The sequence below is a fragment of the Nonomuraea sp. ATR24 genome, assembly GCF_041950485.1.
GTDB classification, from domain to species: domain Bacteria; phylum Actinomycetota; class Actinomycetes; order Streptosporangiales; family Streptosporangiaceae; genus Nonomuraea; species Nonomuraea ceibae.
Window position 1 is genome coordinate 173028 of record NZ_JBGNUU010000002.1, and the last position, 24640, is coordinate 197667.

At 71.9% G+C, this 24640-nt stretch carries 26 protein-coding genes and 1 riboswitch; of the genes, 5 read left to right on the forward strand and 21 right to left on the reverse strand.

The window, feature by feature from the left end:
- Positions 1 to 54: 54 nt before the first annotated feature.
- The 3 genes from ACBI99_RS04650 to ACBI99_RS04660 form a co-directional block, all read right to left on the reverse strand.
- Positions 55 to 453, reverse strand: coding sequence for a DUF3040 domain-containing protein (locus tag ACBI99_RS04650; protein WP_219507278.1), 399 nt, complete (start codon positions 451 to 453; stop codon positions 55 to 57).
- 202 nt (positions 454 to 655) lie between these two features.
- Positions 656 to 1897: a DNA polymerase IV gene (gene dinB / locus ACBI99_RS04655; RefSeq protein ID WP_375071730.1), complete on the reverse strand. Its 1242-nt coding sequence runs from the start codon at positions 1895 to 1897 to the stop codon at positions 656 to 658.
- A gap of 27 nt (positions 1898 to 1924) precedes the next feature.
- A complete protein-coding gene (locus ACBI99_RS04660) occupies positions 1925 to 2683 on the reverse strand; it encodes a methyltransferase domain-containing protein (protein WP_375071731.1) in 759 nt (252 codons plus the stop codon).
- Between the two features lie 195 nt (positions 2684 to 2878).
- On the opposite strand from ACBI99_RS04660, the gene ACBI99_RS04665 reads away from it, so the two are divergent.
- Together ACBI99_RS04665 and ACBI99_RS04670 are read left to right on the forward strand one after the other, a co-directional pair.
- Entirely contained in the window at positions 2879 to 3481 is a 603-nt protein-coding gene (locus ACBI99_RS04665; protein WP_375071732.1) for a TetR family transcriptional regulator, read from the forward strand.
- Between the two features lie 95 nt (positions 3482 to 3576).
- Entirely contained in the window at positions 3577 to 5157 is a 1581-nt protein-coding gene (locus ACBI99_RS04670; protein ID WP_375071733.1) for an MDR family MFS transporter, read from the forward strand.
- A 96-nt stretch (positions 5158 to 5253) separates the two neighbouring features.
- On the opposite strand, the gene nusB is transcribed toward ACBI99_RS04670, so the two are convergent.
- From nusB to ACBI99_RS04705, 7 genes are all read right to left on the reverse strand, one after another.
- Positions 5254 to 5664: a transcription antitermination factor NusB gene (nusB, locus tag ACBI99_RS04675; protein WP_219507271.1), complete on the reverse strand. Its 411-nt coding sequence runs from the start codon at positions 5662 to 5664 to the stop codon at positions 5254 to 5256.
- 1 nt (position 5665) lies between these two features.
- Positions 5666 to 6226, reverse strand: coding sequence for an elongation factor P (gene efp / locus ACBI99_RS04680; protein ID WP_219507269.1), 561 nt, complete (start codon positions 6224 to 6226; stop codon positions 5666 to 5668).
- 25 nt (positions 6227 to 6251) lie between these two features.
- The gene (locus ACBI99_RS04685) at positions 6252 to 7289 is read right to left on the reverse strand and encodes a Xaa-Pro peptidase family protein (protein ID WP_357586598.1); all 1038 of its coding nucleotides are present in this window, start codon (positions 7287 to 7289) and stop codon (positions 6252 to 6254) included.
- Between the two features lie 39 nt (positions 7290 to 7328).
- Positions 7329 to 8744, reverse strand: a complete 1416-nt coding sequence (locus ACBI99_RS04690; protein WP_375071734.1) for a protein kinase — start codon at positions 8742 to 8744, stop codon at positions 7329 to 7331.
- Between the two features lie 167 nt (positions 8745 to 8911).
- Positions 8912 to 10195 (reverse strand): dicarboxylate/amino acid:cation symporter, encoded by a 1284-nt coding sequence (locus ACBI99_RS04695; RefSeq protein WP_308125840.1) that lies wholly within the window; start codon positions 10193 to 10195, stop codon positions 8912 to 8914.
- 60 nt (positions 10196 to 10255) lie between these two features.
- On the reverse strand, positions 10256 to 10339 hold the full coding sequence (locus tag ACBI99_RS04700) for a putative leader peptide (RefSeq protein WP_375071964.1): 84 nt from the start codon (positions 10337 to 10339) through the stop codon (positions 10256 to 10258).
- Between the two features lie 65 nt (positions 10340 to 10404).
- Positions 10405 to 11445, reverse strand: a complete 1041-nt coding sequence (locus tag ACBI99_RS04705; RefSeq protein ID WP_219507266.1) for an LLM class F420-dependent oxidoreductase — start codon at positions 11443 to 11445, stop codon at positions 10405 to 10407.
- Positions 11446 to 11526: 81 nt separating this feature from the next.
- On the opposite strand from ACBI99_RS04705, the gene ACBI99_RS04710 reads away from it, so the two are divergent.
- A complete protein-coding gene (locus ACBI99_RS04710) occupies positions 11527 to 12417 on the forward strand; it encodes an endonuclease/exonuclease/phosphatase family protein (protein WP_219507265.1) in 891 nt (296 codons plus the stop codon).
- On the opposite strand, the gene ACBI99_RS04715 is transcribed toward ACBI99_RS04710, so the two are convergent.
- The 11 genes from ACBI99_RS04715 to ACBI99_RS04765 all read right to left on the reverse strand — a co-directional run bounded on the left by ACBI99_RS04715 (position 12400) and on the right by ACBI99_RS04765 (position 21661).
- Positions 12400 to 12960: an NTP transferase domain-containing protein gene (locus ACBI99_RS04715; protein ID WP_375071735.1), complete on the reverse strand. Its 561-nt coding sequence runs from the start codon at positions 12958 to 12960 to the stop codon at positions 12400 to 12402. The genes ACBI99_RS04710 and ACBI99_RS04715 overlap by 18 nt on opposite strands.
- A complete protein-coding gene (locus ACBI99_RS04720) occupies positions 12957 to 14063 on the reverse strand; it encodes an XdhC family protein (protein WP_375071736.1) in 1107 nt (368 codons plus the stop codon). Before ACBI99_RS04720 ends, ACBI99_RS04715 begins: the two co-directional genes overlap by 4 nt.
- Positions 14056 to 15123, reverse strand: a complete 1068-nt coding sequence (locus tag ACBI99_RS04725; RefSeq protein WP_375071737.1) for a VWA domain-containing protein — start codon at positions 15121 to 15123, stop codon at positions 14056 to 14058. Before ACBI99_RS04725 ends, ACBI99_RS04720 begins: the two co-directional genes overlap by 8 nt.
- Positions 15116 to 16006, reverse strand: coding sequence for an AAA family ATPase (locus ACBI99_RS04730; RefSeq protein ID WP_375071738.1), 891 nt, complete (start codon positions 16004 to 16006; stop codon positions 15116 to 15118). Before ACBI99_RS04730 ends, ACBI99_RS04725 begins: the two co-directional genes overlap by 8 nt.
- 18 nt (positions 16007 to 16024) lie before the next feature.
- The gene (locus ACBI99_RS04735) at positions 16025 to 16477 is read right to left on the reverse strand and encodes a PH domain-containing protein (protein WP_219507260.1); all 453 of its coding nucleotides are present in this window, start codon (positions 16475 to 16477) and stop codon (positions 16025 to 16027) included.
- Between the two features lie 19 nt (positions 16478 to 16496).
- The gene (ribH, locus tag ACBI99_RS04740; protein WP_219507259.1) at positions 16497 to 16967 is read right to left on the reverse strand and encodes a 6,7-dimethyl-8-ribityllumazine synthase; all 471 of its coding nucleotides are present in this window, start codon (positions 16965 to 16967) and stop codon (positions 16497 to 16499) included.
- The gene (locus ACBI99_RS04745) at positions 16964 to 18181 is read right to left on the reverse strand and encodes a bifunctional 3,4-dihydroxy-2-butanone-4-phosphate synthase/GTP cyclohydrolase II (RefSeq protein WP_219507258.1); all 1218 of its coding nucleotides are present in this window, start codon (positions 18179 to 18181) and stop codon (positions 16964 to 16966) included. The genes ribH and ACBI99_RS04745 overlap by 4 nt, the downstream gene beginning before the upstream one ends.
- Positions 18178 to 18840 (reverse strand): nicotinamide riboside transporter PnuC, encoded by a 663-nt coding sequence (locus tag ACBI99_RS04750; RefSeq protein WP_375071739.1) that lies wholly within the window; start codon positions 18838 to 18840, stop codon positions 18178 to 18180. Before ACBI99_RS04750 ends, ACBI99_RS04745 begins: the two co-directional genes overlap by 4 nt.
- Positions 18837 to 19427 carry a riboflavin synthase gene (locus ACBI99_RS04755; RefSeq protein WP_357586583.1) on the reverse strand — a complete coding sequence of 197 codons (591 nt, stop codon included), beginning with the start codon at positions 19425 to 19427 and terminating at the stop codon, positions 18837 to 18839. The genes ACBI99_RS04750 and ACBI99_RS04755 overlap by 4 nt, the downstream gene beginning before the upstream one ends.
- Positions 19427 to 20551, reverse strand: coding sequence for a bifunctional diaminohydroxyphosphoribosylaminopyrimidine deaminase/5-amino-6-(5-phosphoribosylamino)uracil reductase RibD (gene ribD, locus ACBI99_RS04760; protein WP_375071740.1), 1125 nt, complete (start codon positions 20549 to 20551; stop codon positions 19427 to 19429). The genes ACBI99_RS04755 and ribD overlap by 1 nt, the downstream gene beginning before the upstream one ends.
- A gap of 105 nt (positions 20552 to 20656) precedes the next feature.
- A riboswitch (FMN riboswitch) is annotated at positions 20657 to 20787 on the reverse strand.
- A 64-nt stretch (positions 20788 to 20851) separates the two neighbouring features.
- The gene (locus ACBI99_RS04765) at positions 20852 to 21661 is read right to left on the reverse strand and encodes an oxygenase MpaB family protein (protein WP_364172325.1); all 810 of its coding nucleotides are present in this window, start codon (positions 21659 to 21661) and stop codon (positions 20852 to 20854) included.
- Positions 21662 to 21839: 178 nt separating this feature from the next.
- On the opposite strand from ACBI99_RS04765, the gene ACBI99_RS04770 reads away from it, so the two are divergent.
- Both ACBI99_RS04770 and ACBI99_RS04775 read left to right on the forward strand, forming a co-directional pair.
- Positions 21840 to 22841 (forward strand): ABC transporter permease, encoded by a 1002-nt coding sequence (locus tag ACBI99_RS04770; RefSeq protein WP_219507254.1) that lies wholly within the window; start codon positions 21840 to 21842, stop codon positions 22839 to 22841.
- A 9-nt stretch (positions 22842 to 22850) separates the two neighbouring features.
- Positions 22851 to 24632, forward strand: a complete 1782-nt coding sequence (locus ACBI99_RS04775) for an ABC transporter substrate-binding protein (RefSeq protein ID WP_219507253.1) — start codon at positions 22851 to 22853, stop codon at positions 24630 to 24632.
- Positions 24633 to 24640: the final 8 nt, after the last annotated feature.

A 24640-nucleotide genomic window follows, 5' to 3' on the forward strand; every position in this document is an offset into this window, starting at 1 on the left:
CCCCCCCCCCCCCCCCCCCCCCCCCCCCACGACCGTTTCACGGGCTGTTGAGGCTCAGCGCTCGTCGTGTCGACGGCGCCAGCGCTCCTCCATGCGTTCCATGAAGGTCCCCCGGTTTCCCCGGCGGGCCTGTTTGCCCGGAGCGGGGGCGCCGGGCGCCGGGGCGGAGTCGCCGCCGAACCCGTTCATGCGTTTCCAACTGGACAGACCCCACAGACACGCGGCGAGCATGACCACGAAACCGCCGACGCCGAGCGGGATCAGGTTGATCACAACGCCGACCATCAGCAGGACGACGCCGAGAGCAAAGCCGACGGAGGCTTTGATCAGGCGACGCTTGTAATGGCTGCGCGGGTCACTGATCCTTACGGTGTTGGCCCACTTCGGGTCCTCGGCGTAGAGGGCCTGCTCGATCTGGTCGAGCAAGCGCTGCTCGTGCTCAGAGAGCGGCACGGCGCCTCCCAAGGACGGCCCCTGGACGGGGAAGACGGCAACGGACGACACGGGGTGTCCGAACCTCGCGGTCGGTTATCCCCAGAATACGAGGCTGTAGACGTAGGCGAAAGCAAACGTCCAACGCAGACCAAACCGGAGGTGACGTCATGGCTTCATTCTGCGCCATATCGCCCTCCTCCCCGGAAGTCGTGACATCTCCTCACGCCTCCATTTCATCAAGTCTGCCCCGGACAAGCGAAGCCGGGAGCACCGCATCGGGGCCGAATCTGCGTACGGCCCGGTCCATGGCCTGCTCGGCCTCGCGCCAGCCGGTCTCCCGCTCACCCAGGCTGAGCTGGCGTGAGGCCGAATCGGCCGGGCGCAGGCCCTCCATCCGGACCCCCACGAGGCGCAGCCGCACCCGTTCCAGACCTGCCGCCTGGAACAGCTCGCACGCTGTGGCGTAAATCTCCTGGGCGACGTCGGTCGGCTCCTTGAGAGTCCGGGACCGGCTGATCGTGGAGAAGTCGGCTCGGCGCAGCTTCACACTTACAGTCCTGCCCACGTGTCCGGCCTTACGCATCCTGGCCGCGACCCGTTCGGACAGTCTCAGCAGCTCACGCCTGATCACGTCGGGGTCGTCGACGTCCGCGGCGAAGGTCTCCTCGTTGCCGATGCTCTTGTCGGGGACGTGCGCGGTCACCGGCCGCTCGTCGCGCCCCCACGCCAGCGCCGCCAGGTGGCCGCCGACCGCCTGGCCGAGCTCGCGCTGCAGCGTGGACACCGGCACTCTGGCCAGGTCGCCGACGGTGCGGATGCCGAGGCGGACGAGCGACTGCTCGGTGCGCTCGCCCACGCCCCACAGCGCCGAGACCGGCAACGGGTGCAGGAAGGCCACGACGTCATCGGGCGACACCACGAGCATGCCGTCGGGCTTGCACTGCTTTGAGGCGAGTTTGGCGATGAATTTGCTGCCCGCGACGCCCACTGAGCAGGTGATGCCGTAGCGCTCCAGCACCTCGGCCCTGATCCCGGCCGCGATCTCCGCGGGCGAGCCCAGCCGGCGCCGCGCCCCCGCCACGTCGAGGAACGCCTCGTCGGAGGCGATCGGCTCGACGAGCGGCGTGATCGCGTGGAAGATCTCCATCACGCCCCTGGAGACCTCGGCGTACTTGCCGTGGCTGGGCGGGATGATCGTGGCCTGCGGGCACAGCCGGCGCGCCCGGCTCATCGGCATCGCCGAGTGCACGCCCCGCGCCCTGGCCTCGTAGGTGGCGCTGAGCACCACGCCCCGGCCCGCGGGCGAGCCCACGATCACCGGCAGGCCGCGCAGCTCGGGCCGCTCCAGCAGCTCGACGCTGGCGAAGAAGGCGTCCATGTCGACATGCAGGATCGGGCAGCCGCTGTCGTCGCCCCCGGTCCGCGGAGCGGGGCCGATGCCGGTGATCTGCTTGCGAGACACGCCGCCGAGTCTATCCGAACAGGCGTTCTACGCCGAGGCCTTGTGGCCCAGCACGTGCAGCTGGGTCGCGATGTCGCGCAGCACCGGATGGGCGGAGGCGGCCTGCTCCAGCGCCGCCAGCGCCTCGGCGGCGCCCGCCTCGCCGTCGACCAGCCGGCTGGGCACCAGGTCGGCGAAGACACGCACCCCGTGCACCACGCCCGGCCGGAACCCGGCCGAGGTCAGCAGCCCGGTCAGGGTCTCGCCGGTGAAGCGGCGCGGCGTGGGGTCGCGGTCGCCCCAGCTGCCCATCGGGTCGGCCAGCACGGCCCTGGCCTCGTCGAACTGCCCGGCCAGCGCCCGGTGGATGGCGCTGGCGACGGGGTTGGCGGCCAGCACGCTCACCGCGCCGCCCTCGCGCAGCAGCCCGGCCATCGCCGACAGCGCGCCGACCGGGTCGTCCACGTACTCGAGCACGCTGTGCGACAGCACCAGGTCGGCGCTGTCGCGGCTGAGCAGGTCGCCCAGGTCGGCGGCGTCGCCCTGCAGACCGCGCACCTCCACGTCACGCTCCTTGGCCCGGCGCTCCAGCGCGGCCAGCGAGTCGGGGCTCGGGTCGACGACGGTCACGGTGTGGCCCAGCGCGGCCAGCGGCACGGCGAACCCGCCGGTGCCGCCCCCGGCGTCGACGATGTCGAGGGCCTCGCGCCCGGTGGCGGCGGCCAGCTCGGCCAGCACCGCCCGTAGCGCGTCCCAGACGACGGCGGTCCGCACCGCCGGGGTCCTCGTGACGCCTTCAGCACGCAACGTCGAGCCTCCCTCTTTCCACCGACCAGCCCAGCCTACGCCGTGCGCGCCGCCCTCCGCGCCCCCGGACGGCAGGCGCTTTCCCTCGGATGCGCCAACCGGGCCTCCGTCCGGGATGCGTACCTTGTGTGATCTGCCGTACTTCGCATCATGAAAGATTGCAGATCCTGAAATTTCTTCCCTACCCTGTTCGTTGTGACCACCGTGGACAGCAACGACGAGCTCAGCCGGAGGGACCGCAAGAAGCTCGAGACCCGCGCGGCGCTGGAGCGCGCCGCCCTGACGCTGGTCGCCGAGCGCGGCCTCGCGGGGGTCACGGTGGAGGACATAGCGGAGGCCGTGGACGTCTCCTCGCGCACGTTCTTCAACTACTTCCCGTCCAAGGAAGACGCCCTCATCGGCCGCAACCGGATGGTCGGCGCCGAGCTCAAGGAACGGCTGGCCGGCGTCCCCGGCGACGTGCCCGCCCTCGACGCGCTGCACCTGGTGCTGCGCGAGCAGGCCGAGCAGGTGCAGGACCAGCGCGAGTGGTGGCTGCTCCGGCTGAGGGTGCTGGAGCAGAACCCGTCGCTCCTGCCGCACCTCGTCTCCGGCGGCGTCGAGACCGAGCTGGTGCTGACGGGCCTGCTCGCCGAGCGGGCCGGCGACGAGGGCTACGCCCACCTCGTGACGGCCGTCTCCATGGCGGCCTTCCGGGCCGTGATGATGCGCTGGAGCGCCGGTGACGGGGTCCCCACGCTGACGGTGCTGCTCGACGAGGCGTTCACCCGGCTGGCCGGCGGCCTGTCCACGCCCTGACCCGCCCCGAAGACCCTCCCAAGACCTTCCCTGAACCATCGCCCGACCGCGCGGCGCCCGACCGGGGCGCCGCGTGCCCCTGCCTGAGAGGAAACATGACAACGACCAGCGCGCAGCCCGGACCCGAGGCCGCGCCCGCCGAGCGCACATCCCGGCGCAAGGTCCTGCAGGCTCTGTCAGGGCTGATGGTGGGCATGTTCGTGTCCATCCTGGCCTCGACCGTCGTGGCCAACGCCCTGCCCCGCATCATCACCGACCTGAACGGCTCCCAGACCGTCTACACCTGGATCGTCACCTCCGAGCTGCTGGCCATGACGGCCACGGTGCCGCTCTGGGGGAAGATGTCCGACCTCTACAGCAAGAAGCTGCTCATCCAGCTCTCCCTGGGACTGTTCGTCGCCGGCTCGCTCATCGCGGGCCTGACGCCGAACGTGGAGATCCTCATCGTCAGCCGGGTCGTCCAGGGCGTCGGCGCGGGCGGCATGACGGCGCTGTCGATGGTCGTGATGGCGGCCATGATCCCGCCGCGCGAGCTGGGCCGCTACGCCGGCATCTTCGGCGCCGTGTTCGGCATCGGCACGGTCGCCGGGCCGCTGATCGGCGGCGTGCTCGTCGACACCTCCTGGCTCGGCTGGCGCTGGTGCTTCCTGTTCGGCGTGCCGTTCACGATCGTGGCCATCATCCTGCTGCAGCGCACGCTGAACCTGCCGGTGGTGCGCAAGGACGTGAAGGTCGACTACCTGGGCGCGCTGCTCATCACGGTGGGCGTCTCCACGCTGCTCATCTGGTCGTCGCTGGCCGGCCACCAGTTCGCCTGGGGCTCCTGGTGGACCGTGGGCCTCGTGGGCGGCGGCCTGATCGTCCTGGCGCTGGCCGTCTGGGTGGAGTCGCGGGCGCCTGAGCCGATCATCCCGCTGTACCTGTTCCGCAACCGCACCGTCACCCTCACCACCGTGGCGAGCGTGCTGGTGGGTGTGGCGATGTTCGGCGGCACCGTGTTCCTGTCGCAGTACTTCCAGGTGGCGCTCGGCAAGTCGCCGACCGTCGCGGGCCTGATGAGCCTGCCGATGGTGTTCGGCCTGCTGATCTCCTCGACCGTCGCGGGCCAGCTCATCACCAAGTGGGGCCGCTGGAAGGGCTTCCTGGTGGCGGGCGGCGTCACGATGCTCGCCGGGATGGCCCTGCTCAGCACCATCGACGGCAAGACCAGCACGGTGCTGCTCGGCATCTACATGGCGGTGCTCGGCATCGGCGTCGGCATGCTCATGCAGAACCTGGTCCTGGCCGCGCAGAACGACGTCCCCGCGCACGACCTGGGCGTCACCACCTCGGCGCTGTCGTTCTTCCGCAGCATGGGCGGCACGATCGGCGTCAGCGCGCTGGGCGCGGTGCTGGCCAGCCAGGTGACGTCGCAGATGAAGGAGCGGCTCGGCCCGCTGGCCGCCGGTGGCGGCGGGGGCGAGGGCGCGGTCCCGGACATCTCCACGCTGCCGCCGCAGGTGGTGGCGATCATCCAGGACGTGTACGCGACGGCCACCGCCGACCTGTTTCTCATCGGGGTGCCGCTGACGGCGCTGGCCCTGGTGGCGGTGCTGTTCCTGAAGGAGAAGCCGCTCAACGACCTGTCGGGCGAGGAGCGCCTGGCCCAGGAGCGGGCCGTGGCCCCCGGCCACTGATCGGCGCAGCGGGTCACGCGGGCCGCGGCCGGCCTCCGGGCCGGACGCGGCCTTCGCCGTCTTCGCCGGGGCGCACGGCCCCGGGGCGGCCCCGCGCTAGAGGGTCAGGCTGGGCTTGAGCTGCTTGAAGCGGGCCAGCAGCCCGTTGATGAACTGCGGCGACTCGTCCGTCGAAAGCTCACCGGCCAGGTGGACCCACTCGCTGATGACGACGCCCTCGGGGACGTCGGGCATCCACAGCAGCTCGTACGTGCCGCCGCGCAGCAGGTTGCGGTCGACGGCGGGCATGCGTTCGAGGGTCCAGCCCTCGGAGTAGGTCGTGATGAGCTCGTCGATGCGGGCGTGGTGCCGGGCGACGCCCTCGACGATGGCCGAGGTGTATTCGTTGACCGGCGGGTCGCCCCGCTCCACCCGCTCGGCGAGGATCTTGAGCGGGTCCTCCGTGCGCAGTTCGGCCTCGAAGAGGATGTCGAGGGCGCGCCTGCGTGCTTTGCCTCGTGCCGACACCTCAGGCCCGGCCGAGGTACTCGCCGCTGCGGGTGTCGACCTTGACCCGCTCGCCGGTGGTGATGAACAGCGGCACCTTGATCTCGGCGCCGGTCTCCAGGGTGGCGGGCTTGGTGCCGCCGGTGGAGCGGTCGCCCTGCAGGCCGGGCTCGGTCTCGGCGACGGTCAGCTCGACGGCGGCGGGCAGGTCCACGTAGAGCGCGGAGCCCTCGTTGAAGGCCACCGTGGCGAGCGTGTTCTCCAGCATGTAGTTGGCGGCGTCACCGACGGTGCGGCTGGAGACGTTGACCATGTCGTAGGTCTCGGTGTCCATGAACACGAAGTCGTCGCCGTCACGGTAGGAATACTGCATCTCGCGCTTGTCGACGTTGGCCACGTCGACCTTGACGCCGGCGTTGAAGGTCTTGTCGACGACCTTGCCGGACAGCACGTTCTTGAGCTTGGTGCGCACGAACGCGCCGCCCTTGCCCGGCTTGACGTGCTGGAACTCCACGACGGCCCACAGCTCACCACCGTCGAGCTTCAGCACCATGCCGTTCTTGAGGTCGTTGGTCGTCGCCACTCGTCATCTCCCGCGTGCGGCCGCTCTACAGAACGAGCAGCTCCTTGGTCGTCTTGGTGAAAAGTTCCGCGCCGCCCCCGCGTGTCACGACTGTGTCCTCGATGCGAACGCCGCCCCGGCCCGGGAGATAGACCCCCGGCTCGACGGTGATCGGAACTCGGTCCTCAAGTCTACCGGTACGCGAAGGGCCGAGGAACGGCTCCTCGTGGATCTCCAGGCCGACGCCGTGGCCGAGGCCGTGACGGAAGTGGTCGCCGTGACCGGCGGCCTTGATGATGTCGCGTGAGGCGGCGTCCACCTGCTTGGCCTCGGCCCCGGGGAGCACCGCCAGGCTGCCGGCCCGCTGCGCCTGGGCCACCAGCTCATAGATCTCCCGCTGCCAGGCGGCGGGCTCGCCGAGGCTGACCGTACGGGTCATGTCGGCGTGGTAGCCCTGGTAGAGGGCGCCGAAGTCCATGGTGACGAGGTCGCCGGAGCGCAGCTCCCTGTCGGTGGGGGCGTGGTGGGGGACGGCGCCGTTCTCGCCGGCGGCGACGATGGTCTCGAAGGCGGGCTTGTCGGCGCCCAGCTCGATCATCCGGGCGTCGAGGAGGCGGGCCAGGTCGCGTTCGGTGACGCCGGGCCCGATGGTGCGGATGATGTCGGCGAACGCCTGGTCGGTGATGGCGCAGGCGGTGCGCAGGAGCTCCAGCTCGTCGTCGTCCTTGACCGCCCTGAGCCGTTCGACCAGGGGCTCCAGCGGGACGAGCCCGGCGCCGAGCCGGTGGTAGGTCGCCACGCTCATGCTGGCGGCCTCGATGCCGACGCCGGGGGCGGCGAGCTCGCCCGCCACGTCGGACGCCTCCACGGCCTCGACGTCGAGGCCGCGGGTCTTGTCGATGTAGCGGTTGTCGGTGACGAGCAGGGCCGAGCCGTCCGCCCTGATCAGGACGGCGGCGTTGGAGCTGGCCAGCCCGGTGAGGTAGCGGACGTTGACCGCCGAGGTGACCAGCATGGCCTCGACCTCGTGCGCGGGCAGCATCGCCGCGAGCCGGGCCCGTCGCTCCTGATAATTGACCGTCATTTCGCCAATGTACGCGTATCGAACATCACCTCGGGGCGCCTACTCCAGACGCCATTCGCTCAGCCACTCCGGCAGCGGCCCCTCCTTGGCGATCTTGCCCTTCTCCTGGGCGCGCAGGAGGTCGCGCAGGACGCCGCGGACGTGGTCGCGCCCGGAGTCCTCGTGCCCCTCGGCGAACTTGCGGGCGGCCTTGGCGAGCTTGTCCTGGGCCTTGCCGGCGACGCGGGGGTCGATGCCGTTCAGCCGCATCTGGGCGGTCAGCGCGGAGCCGAACTGCCTGAGGTAGCCCTCCCAGCCCCCCGGCGGCACGCCGACGCCGACGGTGCCCTTGGGGTTCGCCCCGTCGGTCTCCCGCAGCGAGGTGGGCTCGCGGGCGGGCTCGGGGGTGGTGGTGGGGAGGGGTTCGACGGTGGGCATGGGCTCGGGCGTGGTGTCGGGCGTGCTGGTCACGGCCACCGACGGGGCGGGGGTGTTCTCGGCGACCGGCTGCTCGTCCCCGGAGGCGCCCCAGAGGATCATCACGACGGTGATGGCGACGATCGCGGCCAGGGCGGCGCCGAACTGGACGTACAGCCGCCGGTTCCCGCCGCCCCCGCCGCCCGGTGGCGGGGGCGCGAGCTCGGCCGCGTCGAAGACGGCCGTGTCACCGGCCCGCGGGGCGGGGGCCTGGAGCGGGGGCCGCGCGTGCACCTCGGTCGTGGGCGGCGGCACGGTGGCGCGCGGCCTGGCGACGGCGGCCAGCGCCCGGCGCAGTGACTCGCCGCTGGCGGGACGGCGGCCGGGGTCGGCGGACAGCAGGGACATCACCAGCCGGTCGAGCTCCGCGGGCACGCCCTGGCGCAGCGCGCCCGGCGGCTGCCCGGCGGGCTTCTGGCCGGTGAGGAGCTCGTAGCAGACCACGCCGAGCGCGTACAGGTCCGCGGGCGGCCCGCCCTCCCCCTCGGGGGCCCGGTAGTGCGGGTCGCCGTCGCCGGGCGCCTGCTCGCCCAGGCCGAACCCGACGACCTTCAGCACCCCGCTGCCCGCCTGCCGGAAGCTGTGCGGGCGGACGTGCCCGTGCACCACGCCGGCCCGGTGCGCGGCGTCCAGCCCGGCGGCGGCCTGGCCGATCAGGTCGCACACCTCCACGACCTTCAGCGGCCCGCGCGCGGCCAGCTCCTCGTCCAGGCTGGGCCCGGTGAGGAACTCCATCACCAGGAACGGCGCCCCCTCGTGGTCGCCCACGTCGAGCACCATGGCCACGTTCGGGTGGATGACCCGGGCGACCGCCTGGGCGTGCTCGCGCAGCACCTGGCGGGTGGCCGCGCCCTTGGCCCTGGCGCCCAGGACCTTGACCGCCACGGTCCAGTCGGCGCGGGTGTCGTAGCCGCGCCACAGCTCTCCCATCGGCCCGCTGCCGATGAGCTCGTCAAGCCGGTACCGGCCTGCGACCAGGGACGGCGTCGCGTCGGACATATCTCCGCCAATACTCACAACTCACCACTGCAGTTTCGGACCAACCATAGGCCCCACAGCCCCCGCCCGCCGCACATCCGGCCGTGCGCGCGGGAAGATCCGCCGTCCGGAGACAGCAAGAGGGCGGGGAGCCGGGTGGCTCCCCGCCCTCGGGCGTCGATGTCAGGTCAGGCCGGGACCGGCTCCGGCGAGCGCGTGGCGGCGGGGCCGCCGGTGAGGGGCTGGGACGGGGCGTTGAAGACGGCCTCGTCCAGGCGGCCCTCCGAGCGCGCGACCAGCACCGGGACGACCATCTGCCCCGTCACGTTGGTGGCGGTGCGGATCATGTCCAGGATCGGGTCGATGGCCAGCAGCAGCCCGACGCCCTCCAGCGGCAGGCCCAGCGTGCTGAGCGTGAGCGTGAGCATGACGATGGCGCCCGTGAGCCCGGCGGTGGCGGCGGAGCCGACGACCGAGACGAACGCGATCAGCAGGTACTCCCCCAGCCCCAGCGGCACGCCGAACACCTGGGCCACGAAGATCGCGGCCAGCGCCGGGTAGACGGAGGCGCAGCCGTCCATCTTGGTGGTCGCGCCGAACGGCACGGCGAAGGAGGCGTAGTCGGCGTCGACGCCGTTGCGCTCGACGGTGACGCGCTGGGTCAGCGGCAGGGTGCCGACGGAGGAGCGGGAGACGAAGGCCAGCTCGATGGCGGGCCAGGCGTTGCGGAAGAAGCGGATCGGGCTGACCTTGCCCCAGACGGCGAGCAGCGTCGGGTAGACGGCCAGCAGCACGATGAAGCAGCCGATGTAGACGGCGGCGCTGAACTTGGCGAGCGGGGCGAGCAGGTCCCAGCCGTAGGTGGAGACGGCCTTGCCGATGAGCCCGGCGGTGCCGATGGGGGCGAGCCGGATGACCCACCACAGGGCCTTCTGGACCAGCTCCAGCACCGAGCGGCCGAGGTTGAGCAGGGGCTCGGCCTTCTCGCCGACGGCCAGCGCGGCGGCGCCGACCACCACGCCGAGGAACACGATCTGCAGGACGTTGACCTCGGTGAAGGCGGTGACGACGTTGGTCGGCACGATGCCGGTGACGAAGTCGAGCCAGGAGCCGGTGTTCTCGGGGGCCTTGGCGGCGCCGGTGTCGAGGGTGACGCCGCGGCCGGGGTTGACGAGCAGGCCGAGGCCGATGGCGAAGGCCACGGAGACCGCGGCGGTGACGAGGAACCACAGCAGCGTCTTGGAGGCCAGCCGGGCGGCGCCGTTGACGTTACGCAGGTTGGCGACGCTGACGAGGACGGCGGTGAACACCAGCGGCGGCACCGCGAGCTTGAGGAGCTGGACGAAGAGCGCGCCGACCTGGGTCAGCGTCTCGGCGAGCCAGGCGACGTCCCAAATCCTGGCGACGAACCCGAGGGCCACGCCGAGCACGAGGCCCAGCAGCAACTGCAGGGAAAAGCTGAATCTCTTCACGGAAAACAGAACTCCGGAGGTGGGAAGGGGTGTCTGGCGATCGAGCGCGGGAATGCGCGATCAGCGACAGAGCGAGCCCAGCACGCGGCACAGATCGATGTGCAGCCGCTCCACGAGCCGCACGATGATGACCGAAAACCTCACGGACGTCCCTAACAAGGGGCTCGTTCACCTTTATTCCAAGAACGAGCCCCTTGTCGGAAAAACTTTCAGCCGGCGATCTCCTTGATCGTCTCGATCAGCCGCACCCGGTCCTCGTGCGTGCGGCCCAGCGGGGCGACGTTGAGCGTCGTCACGCCCGACTCCTTCATCGCGGCCACCCGGTCGCGCACGAAGCCCTCGTCGCCGATCAGCGACATCTTCTCCAGCAGCTCCTGCGGCACCAGCGCCGCCGCCTCGTCCTTCTTGCCGTCGAGGTAGAGGTCCTGGATCCGCTCGGCCTCCTTCTCGTAGCCGTAGCGCCGGGCCAGGTCGTTGTAGAAGTTCTTGCCCTTGGCGCCCATGCCGCCGATGTACAGGGCGGCCATCGGGCGGCCGAACTCCAGCAGCCCGGCCACGTCGTCGCCGATCGCCAGCGACGCCTGCGCGATCACGTCCAGCTCGCCCAGCTCCGGGTCGCGCCTGGCCTTCCCGGCGGCCAGCGAGGGGCCCCACACGTCGGCGGCCTTCTCCGGCATGTAGAAGATCGGCTCCCAGCCCTCGGCGAGCTCGGCGGTCAGCTCGACGTTCTTGGGGCCGATGGCGGCGACCACGATCGGGATGCGGGGGCGTACCGGGTGGTTGATGAGCTTGAGCGGCTTGCCCAGTCCGGTGCCGCGGTCGGCGGGCAGGGGCAGCGTGTAGTGCTTGCCGTCGTACTGGACGCGCTCGCGCCGCCACACCTGGCGGCAGATCTCGATGACCTCGCGGGTACGGCCCAGCGGCGCGGTGTAGGGGACGCCGTGGAAGCCCTCGATGACCTGCGGGCCGGAGGCGCCCAGGCCGAGCGTGAAGCGGCCGTCGGAGACGTAGTCCATGCCCGCGGCCGTCATCGCCAGCAGCGTGGGCGTGCGCGAGTAGATGGGCAGGATGCCGGAGGCGATCTCCAGCCGCTCGGTCCTGGCCGCGATGTAGCCCATCTGGCTGACGGCGTCGAAACTGTAGGCCTCGGCCACGAAGACGATGTCGAGCCCGGCCTTCTCGTAGTCGGCCAGCTCGGCGACCGTCTCCTTGAAACCGCCCGAGTAGTTCAGTGCCATCCCGATGCGCATGCCCGACTCCCCACCTACCGAATGATGTTCCGTTGCGATGGCGAAAGGCTATCGCAGCGGCGAGCCGCTAGCTTGGTCAGAATGTTGAGGAACGGCGTCGTCGTCGTGTCGGTCGTGGTCGCCGCGGCTCTGGCAGGACACCGGTTGATCCCCGTGCTGGGCGGGTTCACCCCCGTGATGGAGAGCGTGCTGCCGTGGATCGGGCTGGCCGTGCCCGTGCTGCTGCTGGCCGCCCTGGTGGCCCGGTCGGGGGTGGCGACGGCGGCGGCCCTGGTGCCGGGCGTGGTGTGGGCGGCGATGTTCGGCTCGACGCTGGTGCGCACGCCGCCGGGCGGGCCGAGCGACCTGGCCGTCGGCACCGTCAACGTGGGCGTGCGCAACGACGCCTCGGGCGAGGCGGTGCGGGCCGTCGCCGACGGCCTCGACCTGCTGGCCGCCCAGGAGCTCACGCCGGGAGGCCCGGCGGCCAAGCAGCTCAACAAGATGTTCAAGCACCGCTACCCGGTCAGCACGGTCGGCCTGTGGAGCCGCTACCCGATCACCGAGAAGCGCCCGCTGGACGTGGGCATGGGCTGGCCCCGCGCGCTGCGTGCGGTGGTGTCGACGCCGAAGGGGAAGGTCACCGTCTACGTGATGCACCTGGCCTCGGCCAGGCCGGGCCACACGGCCTCGCGCGACGCCTCGCTGGCCCAGGCGCGCAAGCTCATCGACGCCGACCGCAGCGAGCGGATCCTGCTGCTGGGCGACCTCAACACGGCCACCACCGACCGGGGCATGCGCGGCCTGACGCCGCCGCTGACCGACGCGCAGGAGGTGGCTGGCGACGGGTTCGGCTTCACCTGGCCCGCCGAGTTCCCCATCACCAGGCCCGACCACATCCTGTTCCGCGGCATGACGGCGACGAAGGCGGGCGTGGCCCCGGCGACGGGCAGCGACCACCGGGCCGCGATCGCCTCACTCCGCCTGCAGTAGCCGCAGGTCCTCAGGCGTGTCGATGTCGGCCGGGTCGCCGGGGCAGGGCACCTCGGCGACGAGCTCGGGGTGGGCCTTCAGGAAGGGCCTGGCGCCCACGTCGCCCCGGGCCAGCGCGGCCACCCCGGCGAAGTGCGGGCGGGCGATCAGCACCGGGTTGCGGCGGCGGCCGTCGTAGGTGGCGACCGCGACGGGCGCGCCCGAGGCGATGAGCGCGCGCACCGCCTCCGGCCGCACGAACGGCTGGTCGACCAGCGCGATCACCACCGCCTCCGCCTCCTCGGGCAGCGCGGCCAGGCCGGTGCGCAGCGAGGAGCCCATGCCGCTCGCCCAGCCGGGGTTGCGCACGGTGACGGCCCGGCGCACCTGCACCGTGGCGGCGCCGAGCACGACGACGACCGGGTGGCAGCCGCCCTCCTCCAGCAGCCGGACGCCCCGGTCGACCAGCCGCTCGCCGGCGTGCTCCAGCAGCGCCTTGGGTCGGCCCAGCCGCGCCCCCTGCCCGGCCGCGAGCAGCAGCCCGGCCACCTTCGTGTACGTCATGACGCCCCGCCGGGAGTGGTCTCGTGGTGGATGCGGCCCTCGGTGTGGGTGAGCGGCCTGCCGGAGCCGCCCCAGCGGAGCTGGATGAGCTCGGCGGCGATCGACACGGCGGTCTCTTCCGGGGTGCGGGCGCCCAGGTCGAGGCCGATGGGCGAACGCAGCCGGGCCAGCTCGGCCTCGGTCAGCCCGGCCTCGCGCAGCCGCGCCAGCCGGTCCTCGTGGGTGCGGCGCGAGCCCATCGCGCCCACGTAGCCCGCCTCCGTGCGCAGCGCCACCTCCAGCAGCGGCACGTCGAACTTGGGGTCGTGGGTGAGCACGCAGACGACCGTGCGCTCGTCCACCGCGACGGAGGCGAGGTAGTCGTGCGGCCACCTGACCACGACCTCGTCGGCCTCCGGGAAGCGCTTGGGGGTGGCGAAGACGGGCCGGGCGTCACAGACGGTGACGTGGTAGCCGAGGAACTTGCCGACCCGGGCGACGGCCGCGGCGAAGTCGATCGCGCCGAACACCAGCATCCGCGGCGGCGGCGCGAAGGCGTGCACGAACACCGACAGGTCGTCCAGCCGCCGCTCCCCCTCGCCGCCGTAGTGGCGGATGGCGGTCAGGCCCTGGGCGAGCATGCCGCGGGCGTCGTCGTCCACGGCCTCGTCGAGCCGGCGCGGCCCGAACGTGCCGGCCGAGCGGTCCGGCCAGACGACGCGGCGGGCGCCGATGCGGCCGGGGCCCGCCACGACGGTGGCGACGGCCACGGGCTCGTGCGCGGCGACGGACGCGGCGACCTCCCCCAGCTCGGGGAAGGTCTCCAGGGAGATCGGCTCGACGAGGACGTCGATGATGCCGCCGCAGGTGAGCCCGACGGCGAACGCGTCGTCGTCGCTGACCCCGTACCTCTGCAGAACGGGGGTGTCGATCTCGGCGGCGAGCTCGAAGACCGCGCCCTCGACGCAGCCGCCGGAGACGCTGCCGACCACCTCGTCGCCGCGCACCGCCATGGCGGCCCCGGGCGGCCGGGGCGCGCTGCTGAACGTGCTCACGACCGTCGCGAGCCCGAACCGCAGCCCCGATTCCCACCAGCGCATGATCTCCGGCAGCACGTCACGCATGGGCGAGCCTTTCGCTGAGTGCCTCGTAGGCGGCCAGGCTGTGCCCGGCCACCAGGTCGTCCAGGTACGGCAGGGCGGCCCGCATGCCTCCGGTCAGCGGCTGATAGTCCTCGTACCCTTTGTGCGGGTTGACCCAGATCACCCGGTGGGCCTGGCGGGACAGCCGGGCCATCTGGGCGCCCAGCAGGGCCGGGTCGCCGCGCTCCCACCCGTCGGAGGCGATGACCACGATCGCGCCGCGGGCGCTGCGCCGGGTCAGGAACTCGCGCAGCTCCTCCCCCAGCCGGGTGCCGCCGCTCCAGTCGGGGATGGCCCGCGACACCGCGTCGAGCGCCGTGCCGGGGTCGCGGTGGCGCAGCTCGGCGGTGACGCAGGTGAGCCGGGTGCCGACGGAGTAGACGGCGGTGGCCCGCGGCCCGGTCCTGACCAGGGCGTGGGCGAAGCGCAGCAGCGTCTCGGCGTAGGGGCTCATGGAGCCGCTGACGTCCACGAACAGCACCACCCGGCGCTGCCTGACGGTGTGCCTGCGCCGCAGCAGCCGGGCGGGCTCGCCCGTCTTCAGCGCCTCGCGCACGGTGCGCCGCCGGTCGAGGCCGCCGCGCCGGGCGCTCTCGTGGCGGCGCGAGCGGCGGACCGGGCGGCGGCCGCTGAGCAGGGCGAGCAGCCGGTGCACCTCGGCGCGCTCGGCCTCGGTGAGGCGGGCCACGTCGCGGTGGCGCAGGATCTCGGCCCGGCTGGCGGTGGCGGGCGCGGCCTCCCCTTCGCCCCGGCGCCCGCCGTCCTCGGCGGCGGTGTGGCGGGTGACGGAGGTGGTCGCGGCCCGGCCGGGCTCGGCCCGGACGCCGCCGAAGAACGCGGCGAAGCACCGGTCGTAGCGGGGCAGGTCGTCGGGTCCGGCGCAGAGCGTCAGCCGCCCGGCCCAGTAGACGTCGCCGGGCGAGGTCAGGTCGAGATGGTCCAGGGCGCGCAGCATGGCCTGGGCCCGCTCCTGGTCGGCGGCCACGCCGGCGGCCCGCAGCGTGCGGGCGAAGGCCGTGACGGTGGCCGCCAGGTCATTCATGGGCGAGCAGCCCCTCGCCCAGGACGCGCTCGACGTCCTCGCGGTATTTCAGCGCCGCGCCGAGCGTGGCGGCGGCGCGGCCCGGGTCGAGCTCGCGGGCGCCGAGCGTGAGCAGCGCCTCGGTCCAGTCGAGCGTCTCGGCCACGCCGGGCGGCTTGACCAGGCCGGCCTCGCGCAGCCGCCGGGCGGCGCGGGCCACCTGGGCGGCCAGCGTCTCGGTGCAGCCGGGCAGCCGGCGCAGCAGGATCGCCACCTCCCGGTCGAAGCCGGGATGCTCCAGCCAGTGGTAGAGGCAGCGGCGCTTGAGCGCGTCGTGGACCTCGCGGGTGCGGTTGGAGGTGACCACGGCGACGGGCGGGCTGGCGGCCCTGACGGTGCCCAGCTCGGGGATGGAGATGGTGAAGTCGGACAGCACCTCCAGCAGGAACGCCTCGAACTCGTCGTCGGCCCGGTCGATCTCGTCGACCAGCAGCACGCTCGGCTGCGTCTCCAGCGCCTTCAGCAGCGGCCGGGCGATGAGGAAGCGCCGGTCGTAGATCTCCCCTTCGAGCCGGGCGGCGTCGGCCACGCCGGCCGCCTCGGCGGTCTTGAGGTGCAGGAGCTGGCGGGCGAAGTCCCAGTCGTAGAGCGCCTGGGAGGCGTCGAGCCCCTCGTAGCACTGCAGCCGGATCAGCGGCGCGTCGAGCAGCGCGGCCAGGGTCTTGGCCAGCTCGGTCTTGCCGACCCCGGCCTCGCCCTCCAGGAACAGCGGCCGGCGCATCCGCAGCGCCAGGAACGCGGCGGTGGCCAGGCCGTCGTCGGCCAGGTAGTCGTGCCGGTCGAGCAGCGCGGCGAGCTCGTCCGGCGAGGTGAGGTCCAGGGGCCTGATAGTCCGGCGCAGCACGCCTTCAGGCTACGCCGATCAGTCCTCGCGCGCCTCGCCGCGCTCGTGGATGAGCGCGGCGAGCTCGGCGGTGGCGCGGCGGGCCATCGCCTTCTCCGAGCCCTGGATGCCCATGGCGCCGATCGTGCGCCCGTCGGAGAAGTCGACCCTCGGCCAGGGCTCGCCGGGCAGCAGCGTCACGTCGATCACCTCGGGCCAGGTGTAGCGGTGCGAGCGCACCGCGTTGACCAGCGTGACGCCCTCGTCGTCGGCCTCCACCCGCACCCGGCCCAGCAGGTGGAGGACGAACGCCACCGCGCACCCGAACAGCACGATCGCGATCCGGTCGGGCAGCTTGAACGGATCGGCGATGAGGATCGCCATGACGACCGCCCCGATCACGACGAGCGTGGCGAATCCGTAGGCGACGATCCTGCCCCGGCGGGGACGCCAGGTGACGGGCAGGGGCGGAGGCGGCACGGGCTCAGACACGAGGGAAACCTACCTCAGGTCAGTGCAGGTCCCTCAGGAGGAGTGCGGTCTCCAGCGCGGCGATCGCCGACTCGTACCCCTTGTCCTCCTTGCTGCCGGGCAGCCCGGACCGGTCCAGCGCCTGGTCGAGCGTCTCGCAGGTGAGCACGCCGTTGCCGACGGGGGTCCGCTCGTCGAGCGAGATCCGGGTCAGCCCCGCCGTGACCGAGTCGCAGACGTACTCGAAGTGGGCCGTCTCGCCCCGGATGACCGCGCCGAGCGCCACGACGGCGTCGCAGCGGCGGGCCAGCGCCTGGGCGACCACGGGGATCTCCAGCGAGCCGGGCACGCGCACGACGGTGGCGGTGGCGCCGGAGTCGTCGCACGCCTGGACCGCCCTGGCCACGAGCTGGTCGGTGATCTTGGCGTGCCAGCTCGCCGCCACCACGCCGACGGTCAGCCCCGCCGCGTCGGGCGCGGCCCCTGCCGCCGGCCGTCCATCGCCGCTCATGACGCCTCCGAGATGTCGTGGCCGAGCCTGTCGCGCTTGGCCGTCAGGTAGCGCTCGTTGTGGGGGTTCATGGCCACCGGCATCGGCTCGCGGCCCAGCACCTTGATGCCGTAGCCGTCCATGCCGCGCAGCTTGGCCGGGTTGTTGGTGAGCAGCCGCACCGATTTCACGCCGAGGTCGGCGAGGATCTGGGCGGCGTTGGAGAACTCGCGCGCGTCGACCGGCAGCCCCAGCTCGACGTTGGCGTCCACGGTGTCGACGCCGCCGTCCTGGAGGCTGTAGGCCTTGAGCTTGGCCAGCAGGCCGATGCCGCGCCCCTCGTGGCCGCGCAGGTAGACGATCACCCCGGCGCCCTCCTCGGCGACGGCCGACATGGCGTTGCCGAGCTGCACGCCGCAGTCGCAGCGCAGCGAGCCGAACACGTCGCCGGTCAGGCATTCGGAGTGGGCGCGCACCAGCACGTTCTCGCCGTCGCCGAGGTCGCCGAGCACGAGCGCGACATGCTCGCCGCCGTCGAGCGCGCTGGCGTAGCCGTACGCCTTCCACAGCCCGTACGTGTTGGGCAGGCTCGTCTCGGCGACCCGGGTGACCATGCTCTCGGTGCGGCGGCGGTGGTCGACGAGCTGCTCGATGGAGATGAGCGCCAGGTCGTGCTCGTCGGCGAAGACGCGCAGCTCGGGCAGCCTGGCCATGGTGCCGTCGTCGTTGACGACCTCGGCCAGCACGCCGGCGGGGCTGAGCCCGGCGAGCCTGGCCAGGTCGACGGCCGCCTCGGTGTGGCCGCGCCGGGCCAGCACGCCGCCCTCGTGGTAGCGCAGCGGGAAGATGTGGCCGGGCCTGACCAGCTCGTTCGGCTCGGTCGCGGAGTCGGCCAGGGTGCGGATGGTGCGGGCGCGGTCGGCGGCGGAGATGCCGGTGGTGACGCCGTCGCGGGCGTCGACGCTGATCGTGTACGCGGTCCGCAGCCGTTCGCGGTTCTGGAACACCATGAGGGGCAGGCCGAGCCGGTCGAGCTCCTTGCCCTCCATCGGCACGCAGATGACGCCGCTGGTGTGACGGATGGTGAAGGTCAGCAGCTCGGGGGTCGCCCGGGAGGCGGCGAAGATGATGTCGCCCTCGTTCTCCCGGTTCTCGTCGTCGACGACCACGACGGCCTTGCCGGCGCGGATGTCCTCCACGGCCCGCTCCACCGGGTCGAACCTGATCTCGCTCATGACGCCACCGCCAGTTCGGGACCGGCCGCGAGCCGGTATTCACGCAACCATTTGACGAAACCGATCATCACCAGCACGAAGAACACGCCGTAGACGGCGCCCGTGACGTACAGCCCGGTGCTGAAGGCCAGCGGGACGCCGACGAGGTCGACGGCCACCCAGACGATCCAGAAGTCGACCAGCGCCCTGCCCTGCGCCCAGGTGGCCACGGCGCTGCCGACGAAGATGTAGGCGTCGGCGGCGACCAGGAACGCGCCCTCGGGCAGCGGCTTGGCCGCGCCCCACGACAGCCCGGTGACGAAGAACAGCAGCCCGACGACGACGGTGCCGGCGAGCATGACGCCGGCCAGCGTGCCGCGCTCGCGGGCGGTGGCCGGGCGGACGGCGAGCTGCTTGCCGCCCTCGGTGCCGCGCCGCCAGGCCCACCAGCCGTAGACCGCCAGCGCGCCGAACAGCACCTGCTTGAGCGCGTTGCCGGCGAACCCGGCGTTGATCGAGGCGATGAGCAGCAGCACCGAGCCGGTGAACTGCACCGGCCAGGTCCACATGGATCTGCGCATCGCCAGCAGGACGGTGGACAGCGCGGCGACGTTGCCGACCAGGTCCGTCCAGAGCACGTGTGTGCCGAACACCTCGAATCCGGCTTCAGCCCAGTTCACTGCCTGACCACCAGCCTTTCCACATACTTAGCGATCACGTCGACCTCGATGTTCACCAGGTCGCCCACCTGGCGTTCGCCCATGGTCGTCAGCCGGAGCGTGGCGGGGATGAGGCTCACGCCGAAGCTTCCGTCGTCAACAGTCGTGACCGTGAGGCTGATTCCGTCGATGGCGATCGAGCCCTTCTCGGCCACGTAGCGGCTGAGCGGCTCGGGGAGCGAGAAGCGCAGGTCGTCCCAGTTGTCGCCGGGGCTCCTGGACAGCAGCGCGGCGGTGCCGTCGACGTGGCCCTGCACGATGTGGCCGCCGAGCCGCTGGTCGGCGCGGACGGCGCGTTCGAGGTTGACCGCCGAGCCCTCGGTGAGGACGCCGAGGGAGCTGCGGTCGAGCGATTCCTTGACCACGTCGACGGTGAAGACGTCGTCCTTGACGTCGACGACCGTCAGGCAGACGCCGTTGACGGCGATGGAGTCGCCGTGGCGCGCGTCGGAGGTGACGAGCGCGCCGCGCACGGTCAGCCTGGCGGCGTCGCCGGCCCGTTCCAGGGCGACGACCTCGCCCTTCTCCTCGATGATTCCGGTGAACATCACTTCTCCCTGCTGTTGTCTGCGCTGTTGTCTGCGAGCTGCGGCCGGGCGACGATCTTCAGGTCCGGCCCGATGCGGGAAATCTCCTCGAAGCTCATGCGGTGCGCCCGCGCGATCGTGGCCACCCCCGCCTCGCCCAGCGCCGCGGCCCCCGCTCCGAGGAGGGCCGGCGCCACGTACGCCACGACGCGGTCGACGAGGCCCTGGGCGAGGAACGCTCCCGCCAGGGTGGGCCCGCCTTCCAGGAACACGCTGACGACGTCGCGCGCGGCGAGTTCCTTGAGCAGCGCCGCCAGGTCCAGCCCGGCGCCGTGGCGGGGCAGGGGCAGCAGGGCGGCGCCCCGCGGGGTGGTCACGCCCTCGGCGACGGCGACGAGCGTCGGCGCCTCGCCGTCGAGCACCCGCGCCCCGGGCGGGGTGCGGCCGGAGGGGTCGACGACGACCCGCAGCGGGGTCCGGTCCGGCGAGCCGTCGCCGGGGGGACGGGCTGTCAGGCGGGGGTCGTCGGCCAGCACGGTGCCGACACCCGCGACGATCGCGTCGCTGCGGGCGCGCAGCCGGTGCACGTCGGCGCGCGCCTCGGGCGAGGTGATCCACTGGCTGGTGCCGTCGGCGGCGGCGGAGCGCCCGTCGAGGGTGGCGGCGTACTTCCAGGTGACGTGCGGCCGGCCGAGCCTGGCGAAGGTCAGCCACTCGGCGTTGACCCGTTCGGCCTCTGCGGCGAGGAGCCCGGTCTCGACGGCGACCCCGGCGGCGCGCAGCCGGTCGGCGCCGCCGGCCGCCCGCGGGGTGGGGTCGGGCACGGCGACGACCACGCGGGCCAGGCCGGCGTCCAGCAGCGCCAGGCTGCACGGCCCGGTCCGGCCGGTGTGGTCGCAGGGTTCCAGCGTCACGTACGCGGTGCCGCCGCGGGCCCGCTCGCCCGCCTCGCGCAGCGCCACGACCTCGGCGTGCGGGCCGCCCGCGTACGGGTGGGACCCCTCGCCTGCCACCCGGCCGGAGGCGTCGAGCACGACGCATCCCACCACGGGGTTGGGGCTGGTGCGGCCGTGCCCGAGTGCGGCCAGCTCGATCGCGCGCGCCATGTGGACGGCGTCATCGCCGTCGTGGGCGGTGTGGTCCACCCCCGGCCTCCTACTCGCCAGTAGCTCCAAGCCACGGCGGGCCCCGGGGGGACAAGCGGTGCGCGCACGCACCACTGGTGGCGCCCGGCGACGAAAACCGGGCACCCGCGCGCTTCCTCCCATCCGGACTTTCACCGTCGGTCCCGGAATTTCACCGGGTCAACCGGCCGATGGCATCGGCCGGGTCGCGGACTGTCACCGCCGGTTCGGACTTTCACCGACCCCGGAGCACGCTAGCTCTGTTCTCCTACCAGTTTGCCATGCCCGAAAAGCGACATGCGACCCCTACTCCGCCTGACGTCACGCGGCGGTGAGACGGCGGGCGCGCTTGGCGTCCGGGGCGTAGCGGACCCTGGCCGGGACGAGGCCGAGCCCGGTGTGCAGGGCGCGCAGGGTGGCGGTGGCCCACAGGTCGCCGACCGGCGTGGCGGGCAGGCCGTACAGCCGTCTGGCCCAGCGCGGCAGCGTGGCGAAGGCCAGGAACGTCACGGCGGGCAGCACCGGGCGCAGCGCGGTGAGCGGCGGGGGCAGCGGCGTGCGCAGCGAGAGCCCGAGCGGGTGGGCGGCCTCGGGCACGAACCTGAGGCCGGGCCGCCGCTCGTCGATGTAGGCGTTCAGCTCGGCGACCGTGCCGGGGACGGTGTCCGGGTCGAGGCCGACGACCTCGGCGGCGCGCCGCCACTCGGCCACGAACGTGTCGGCCTCGGCGTCGGTCAGGCGCACCCCGGCCCGGCGGGCGACCGACAGGTAGGAGTCGACCTCGCCGACGTGCACCCAGCGCAGCCCCTCGGGCTCGTCGAGGCGGTAGCGGACGCCGGCGTCGGGGTCGTAGGCGTCCAGCCGGGCGTGGATGCCGCGCACCCGGCGTCCGGCCCGCTCGACCTCCGCGCGGGTGCCGTACGTGCGCACGCGGACGAACTCGGTCGTGCGCGCGAAGCGCGCCCACGCCTCGTCGGGGTCCATGAGGGCGGAGTTCTGCAGCACGCCGCGCATCGTGCGCGGGTGCAGGCCCTGCATGAGCAGCGCGCGGAATCCGCCGACCAGCAGGATCGGCTCCCCCATGACCCGCCACGTCACGGATCCGGGGCCGAACAGTCCGTGATCCTCCATAAGCAACTGCTTACCCCCCAGATGCCGACATGTCACAATGTTTTCAAGATTGTGTCGCAAATCCGTGATTACGCAGCGAAATCCCTGCAGGTCATTGCGCTGCGCAAGGATCCTTGAGAACGTGCTCGATGGCCCGGAATTTCCGGAATCTTGTACGTGCATGGGGAGCCCCGACCAGATGACGACACCGACGTCCACAGAAGACGCGATCGACGCGACGTCCGTGACCGAGACTTCCGGTGCTGTGGGCCGTTCACCCGGCCAGCTCATGTGGATGCGCTTCAAGCGCGACCGCACCGGCGTCATCTCGGCGATCATCGTGATCTTCTTCTTCCTGGTCGCCCTCCTGGCCCCCGTGATCTCGATGGTCTACGGCAAGGACCCGTACACGCTGTACGGCCAGGACATGCCGGGGCTGCTCAACGACTACGGCTACCCGATCCAGCCGAACGGCGGCATCAGCTCCGAGTTCTGGTTCGGCCTCGAACCCAGCCTCGGCCGCGACGTGTTCATGCAGCTCGTGTACGGCATCCGCACCTCGCTCGGGATCGCCGTGGCCGCCACGCTCATCACCACCACGCTCGGCATCGTCGTCGGCATCGTGGCCGGCTACGCGGGCGGCAAGACCGACTACTTCGTCGGCCGCCTCATCGACCTCACGCTGTCGTTCCCGCAGACCATCTTCATCATCGCGTTCACCCCCGTGGTGGAGAGCCTGCTGGTCCCGGCGGACGAGGAGACCCCGGTGTGGCTGCGGGCGGTGACGCTCACCATCATGCTCTCGGCGTTCGGCTGGGCCGGCCTGGCCCGGCTGCTGCGCGGCTACGTGCTGTCGATGCGTGAGCGCGAGTACGTGGAGGCGGCCAGGGTCACCGGCGCCTCCCCCGGCCGCATCGTGTTCAAGGAGCTGCTGCCCAACCTGTGGACGCCGATCCTCATCCAGTCGACCCTCCTGCTCCCGGCCATGGTGACGGCGGAGGCGGGCCTGTCGTTCCTGGGCGTCGGCATGGGCGAGCTCGTCCCCGACTGGGGCCGCATGTTCCTGCGGGCCACGCAGGTGTACCAGAACGACATCACGTACCTCATCTTCCCCGGCGTCGCCCTGTTGATCTTCGTGGTCGCCTTCAACCTGCTCGGCGACTCCGTCCGCGACGCCTTCGACCCCAAGATCAAGCGTTAGAGGAGAGAAATGAACTACCGTAGACGGTCGGCTCTCGCGGTGCTCGCCGCCGCGACGCTGACCCTGGTCGGCGCCTGCGCGCCGGGGAACCAGGGCGCCCCGGCGGGCGCGCCCACCGCCGGTTCCTCGGCCCCGGCGCAGGAGCCGTACAAGCCCGCGGTGATCACCCTCGGCACCGCCGAGGACTCCAAGGGCCCGGCCATCGCCCCCGAGGGCGTCGTCAAGGGCGGCACCGTCACGATGATCGACCGTGACGACTTCGCCCACCTCGACCCCGCGCAGAGCTACGTCAACACGGCCACCAACTTCGGCCTGCTCATCCACCGCGGCCTCACCGGCTACAAGCGGACCGCCAAGGGCGAGTACAAGCTCGTGGGCGACCTCGCCACCGACGCCGGCCAGGTCTCCGACGGCGGCAAGACGTGGACCTTCACCCTCAAGGACGGGGTGAAGTGGCAGGACGGCAGCGCGATCACCTCCGCCGACGTGCGGTGGACGATCGAGCGGTCGTTCGCCGACTTCATCACCTTCGGCCCCAGCTACATCCAGCAGTGGCTGACCCAGGACGACTACAAGAAGGCCTACTCCGGCCCGTACGACGGCAAGCAGCTCGAGAACATCGAGACGCCGGACGACAAGACGATCGTCTTCAAGTTCAAGGCGCCGCACGCCGACGCCAACTACGCCTTCGCCATGGGCGGCTACGCCATCGTGCCCAAGGCCAAGGACACCAAGGAGAAGTACGACAAGGAGCCCTTCTCCTCCGGCCCGTACATCATCAAGTCGCACGTCGTCGACAAGTCGATGGAGCTGGCCCGCAACCCGCACTGGGACCCGGCCACCGACCCGATCCGCGGCGCGTACCCGGACGTGTGGAAGCTCGAGTTCGGCCAGGAGGCCCTGCAGATCACCGACCGGTTCATCGCCGACGTCGGTCCTGACCAGCAGGCGTTCACCTTCTACGCGGCCGTCCCGCCGGAGCGGCTCCAGCAGGTGCTGAACGACGCGAGCCTGGCCGACCGACGCATGGTCAGCCCCTCGCCGTACGGCAACTACTACTACTTCAACCTCGACCGGGTGAAGGACCAGAAGCTGCGTCAGGCCGTCAACTACGCCTGGCCGTCCAAGCAGATCCAGCAGACCATCGGCGGCCCGCAGGCCGCGGCTCTGCCGACGACCATCCTGAACGAGAACACCACGGTCGGTTACAAGCCGTACGACCTGTTCGGCAAGACCACCAAGCCCGAGGGTGACATCGAGAAGGCCAAGCAGCTCATCGCCGAGTCGGACAACCCGAACCCGACGATCGTCTACGCCTACAACCAGACCCCGGTCCAGGAGCAGGTCACCGTCGTGATCAAGAACGCCCTGGAGAAGGCCGGCATCAAGGTCGTGGCCAAGCCGCTGGACCGCAAGACGTACTACGACTCGATCAGCCAGACCAAGAACGAGTTCGACCTGTACTGGGGCGGCTGGGGCGCCGACTGGCCGTCCGGCTCGACCGTCATGCCGATCATCTTCGGCCCGGTCTCCGACGGCGGCCAGAACATGTCGCACCTGAACACGCCGGAGCTCACGGCGAAGATGAAGGAGATCTCCGAGAACCCCGACATCGACGCGGCCAACGCCGCGTGGATGGCGCTCGACAAGGAGATCCAGGAGAAGTACACGCCGCTGGTCGTGGCCGAGAACCGGATCGCCACCACGCTCCACGGCTCCAAGGTGGGCGGCGCCGAGATCGACCCGCAGATGTGGATCGTCTCGCCGAACACCATCTTCGTGAAGCCGTAGCGACACCG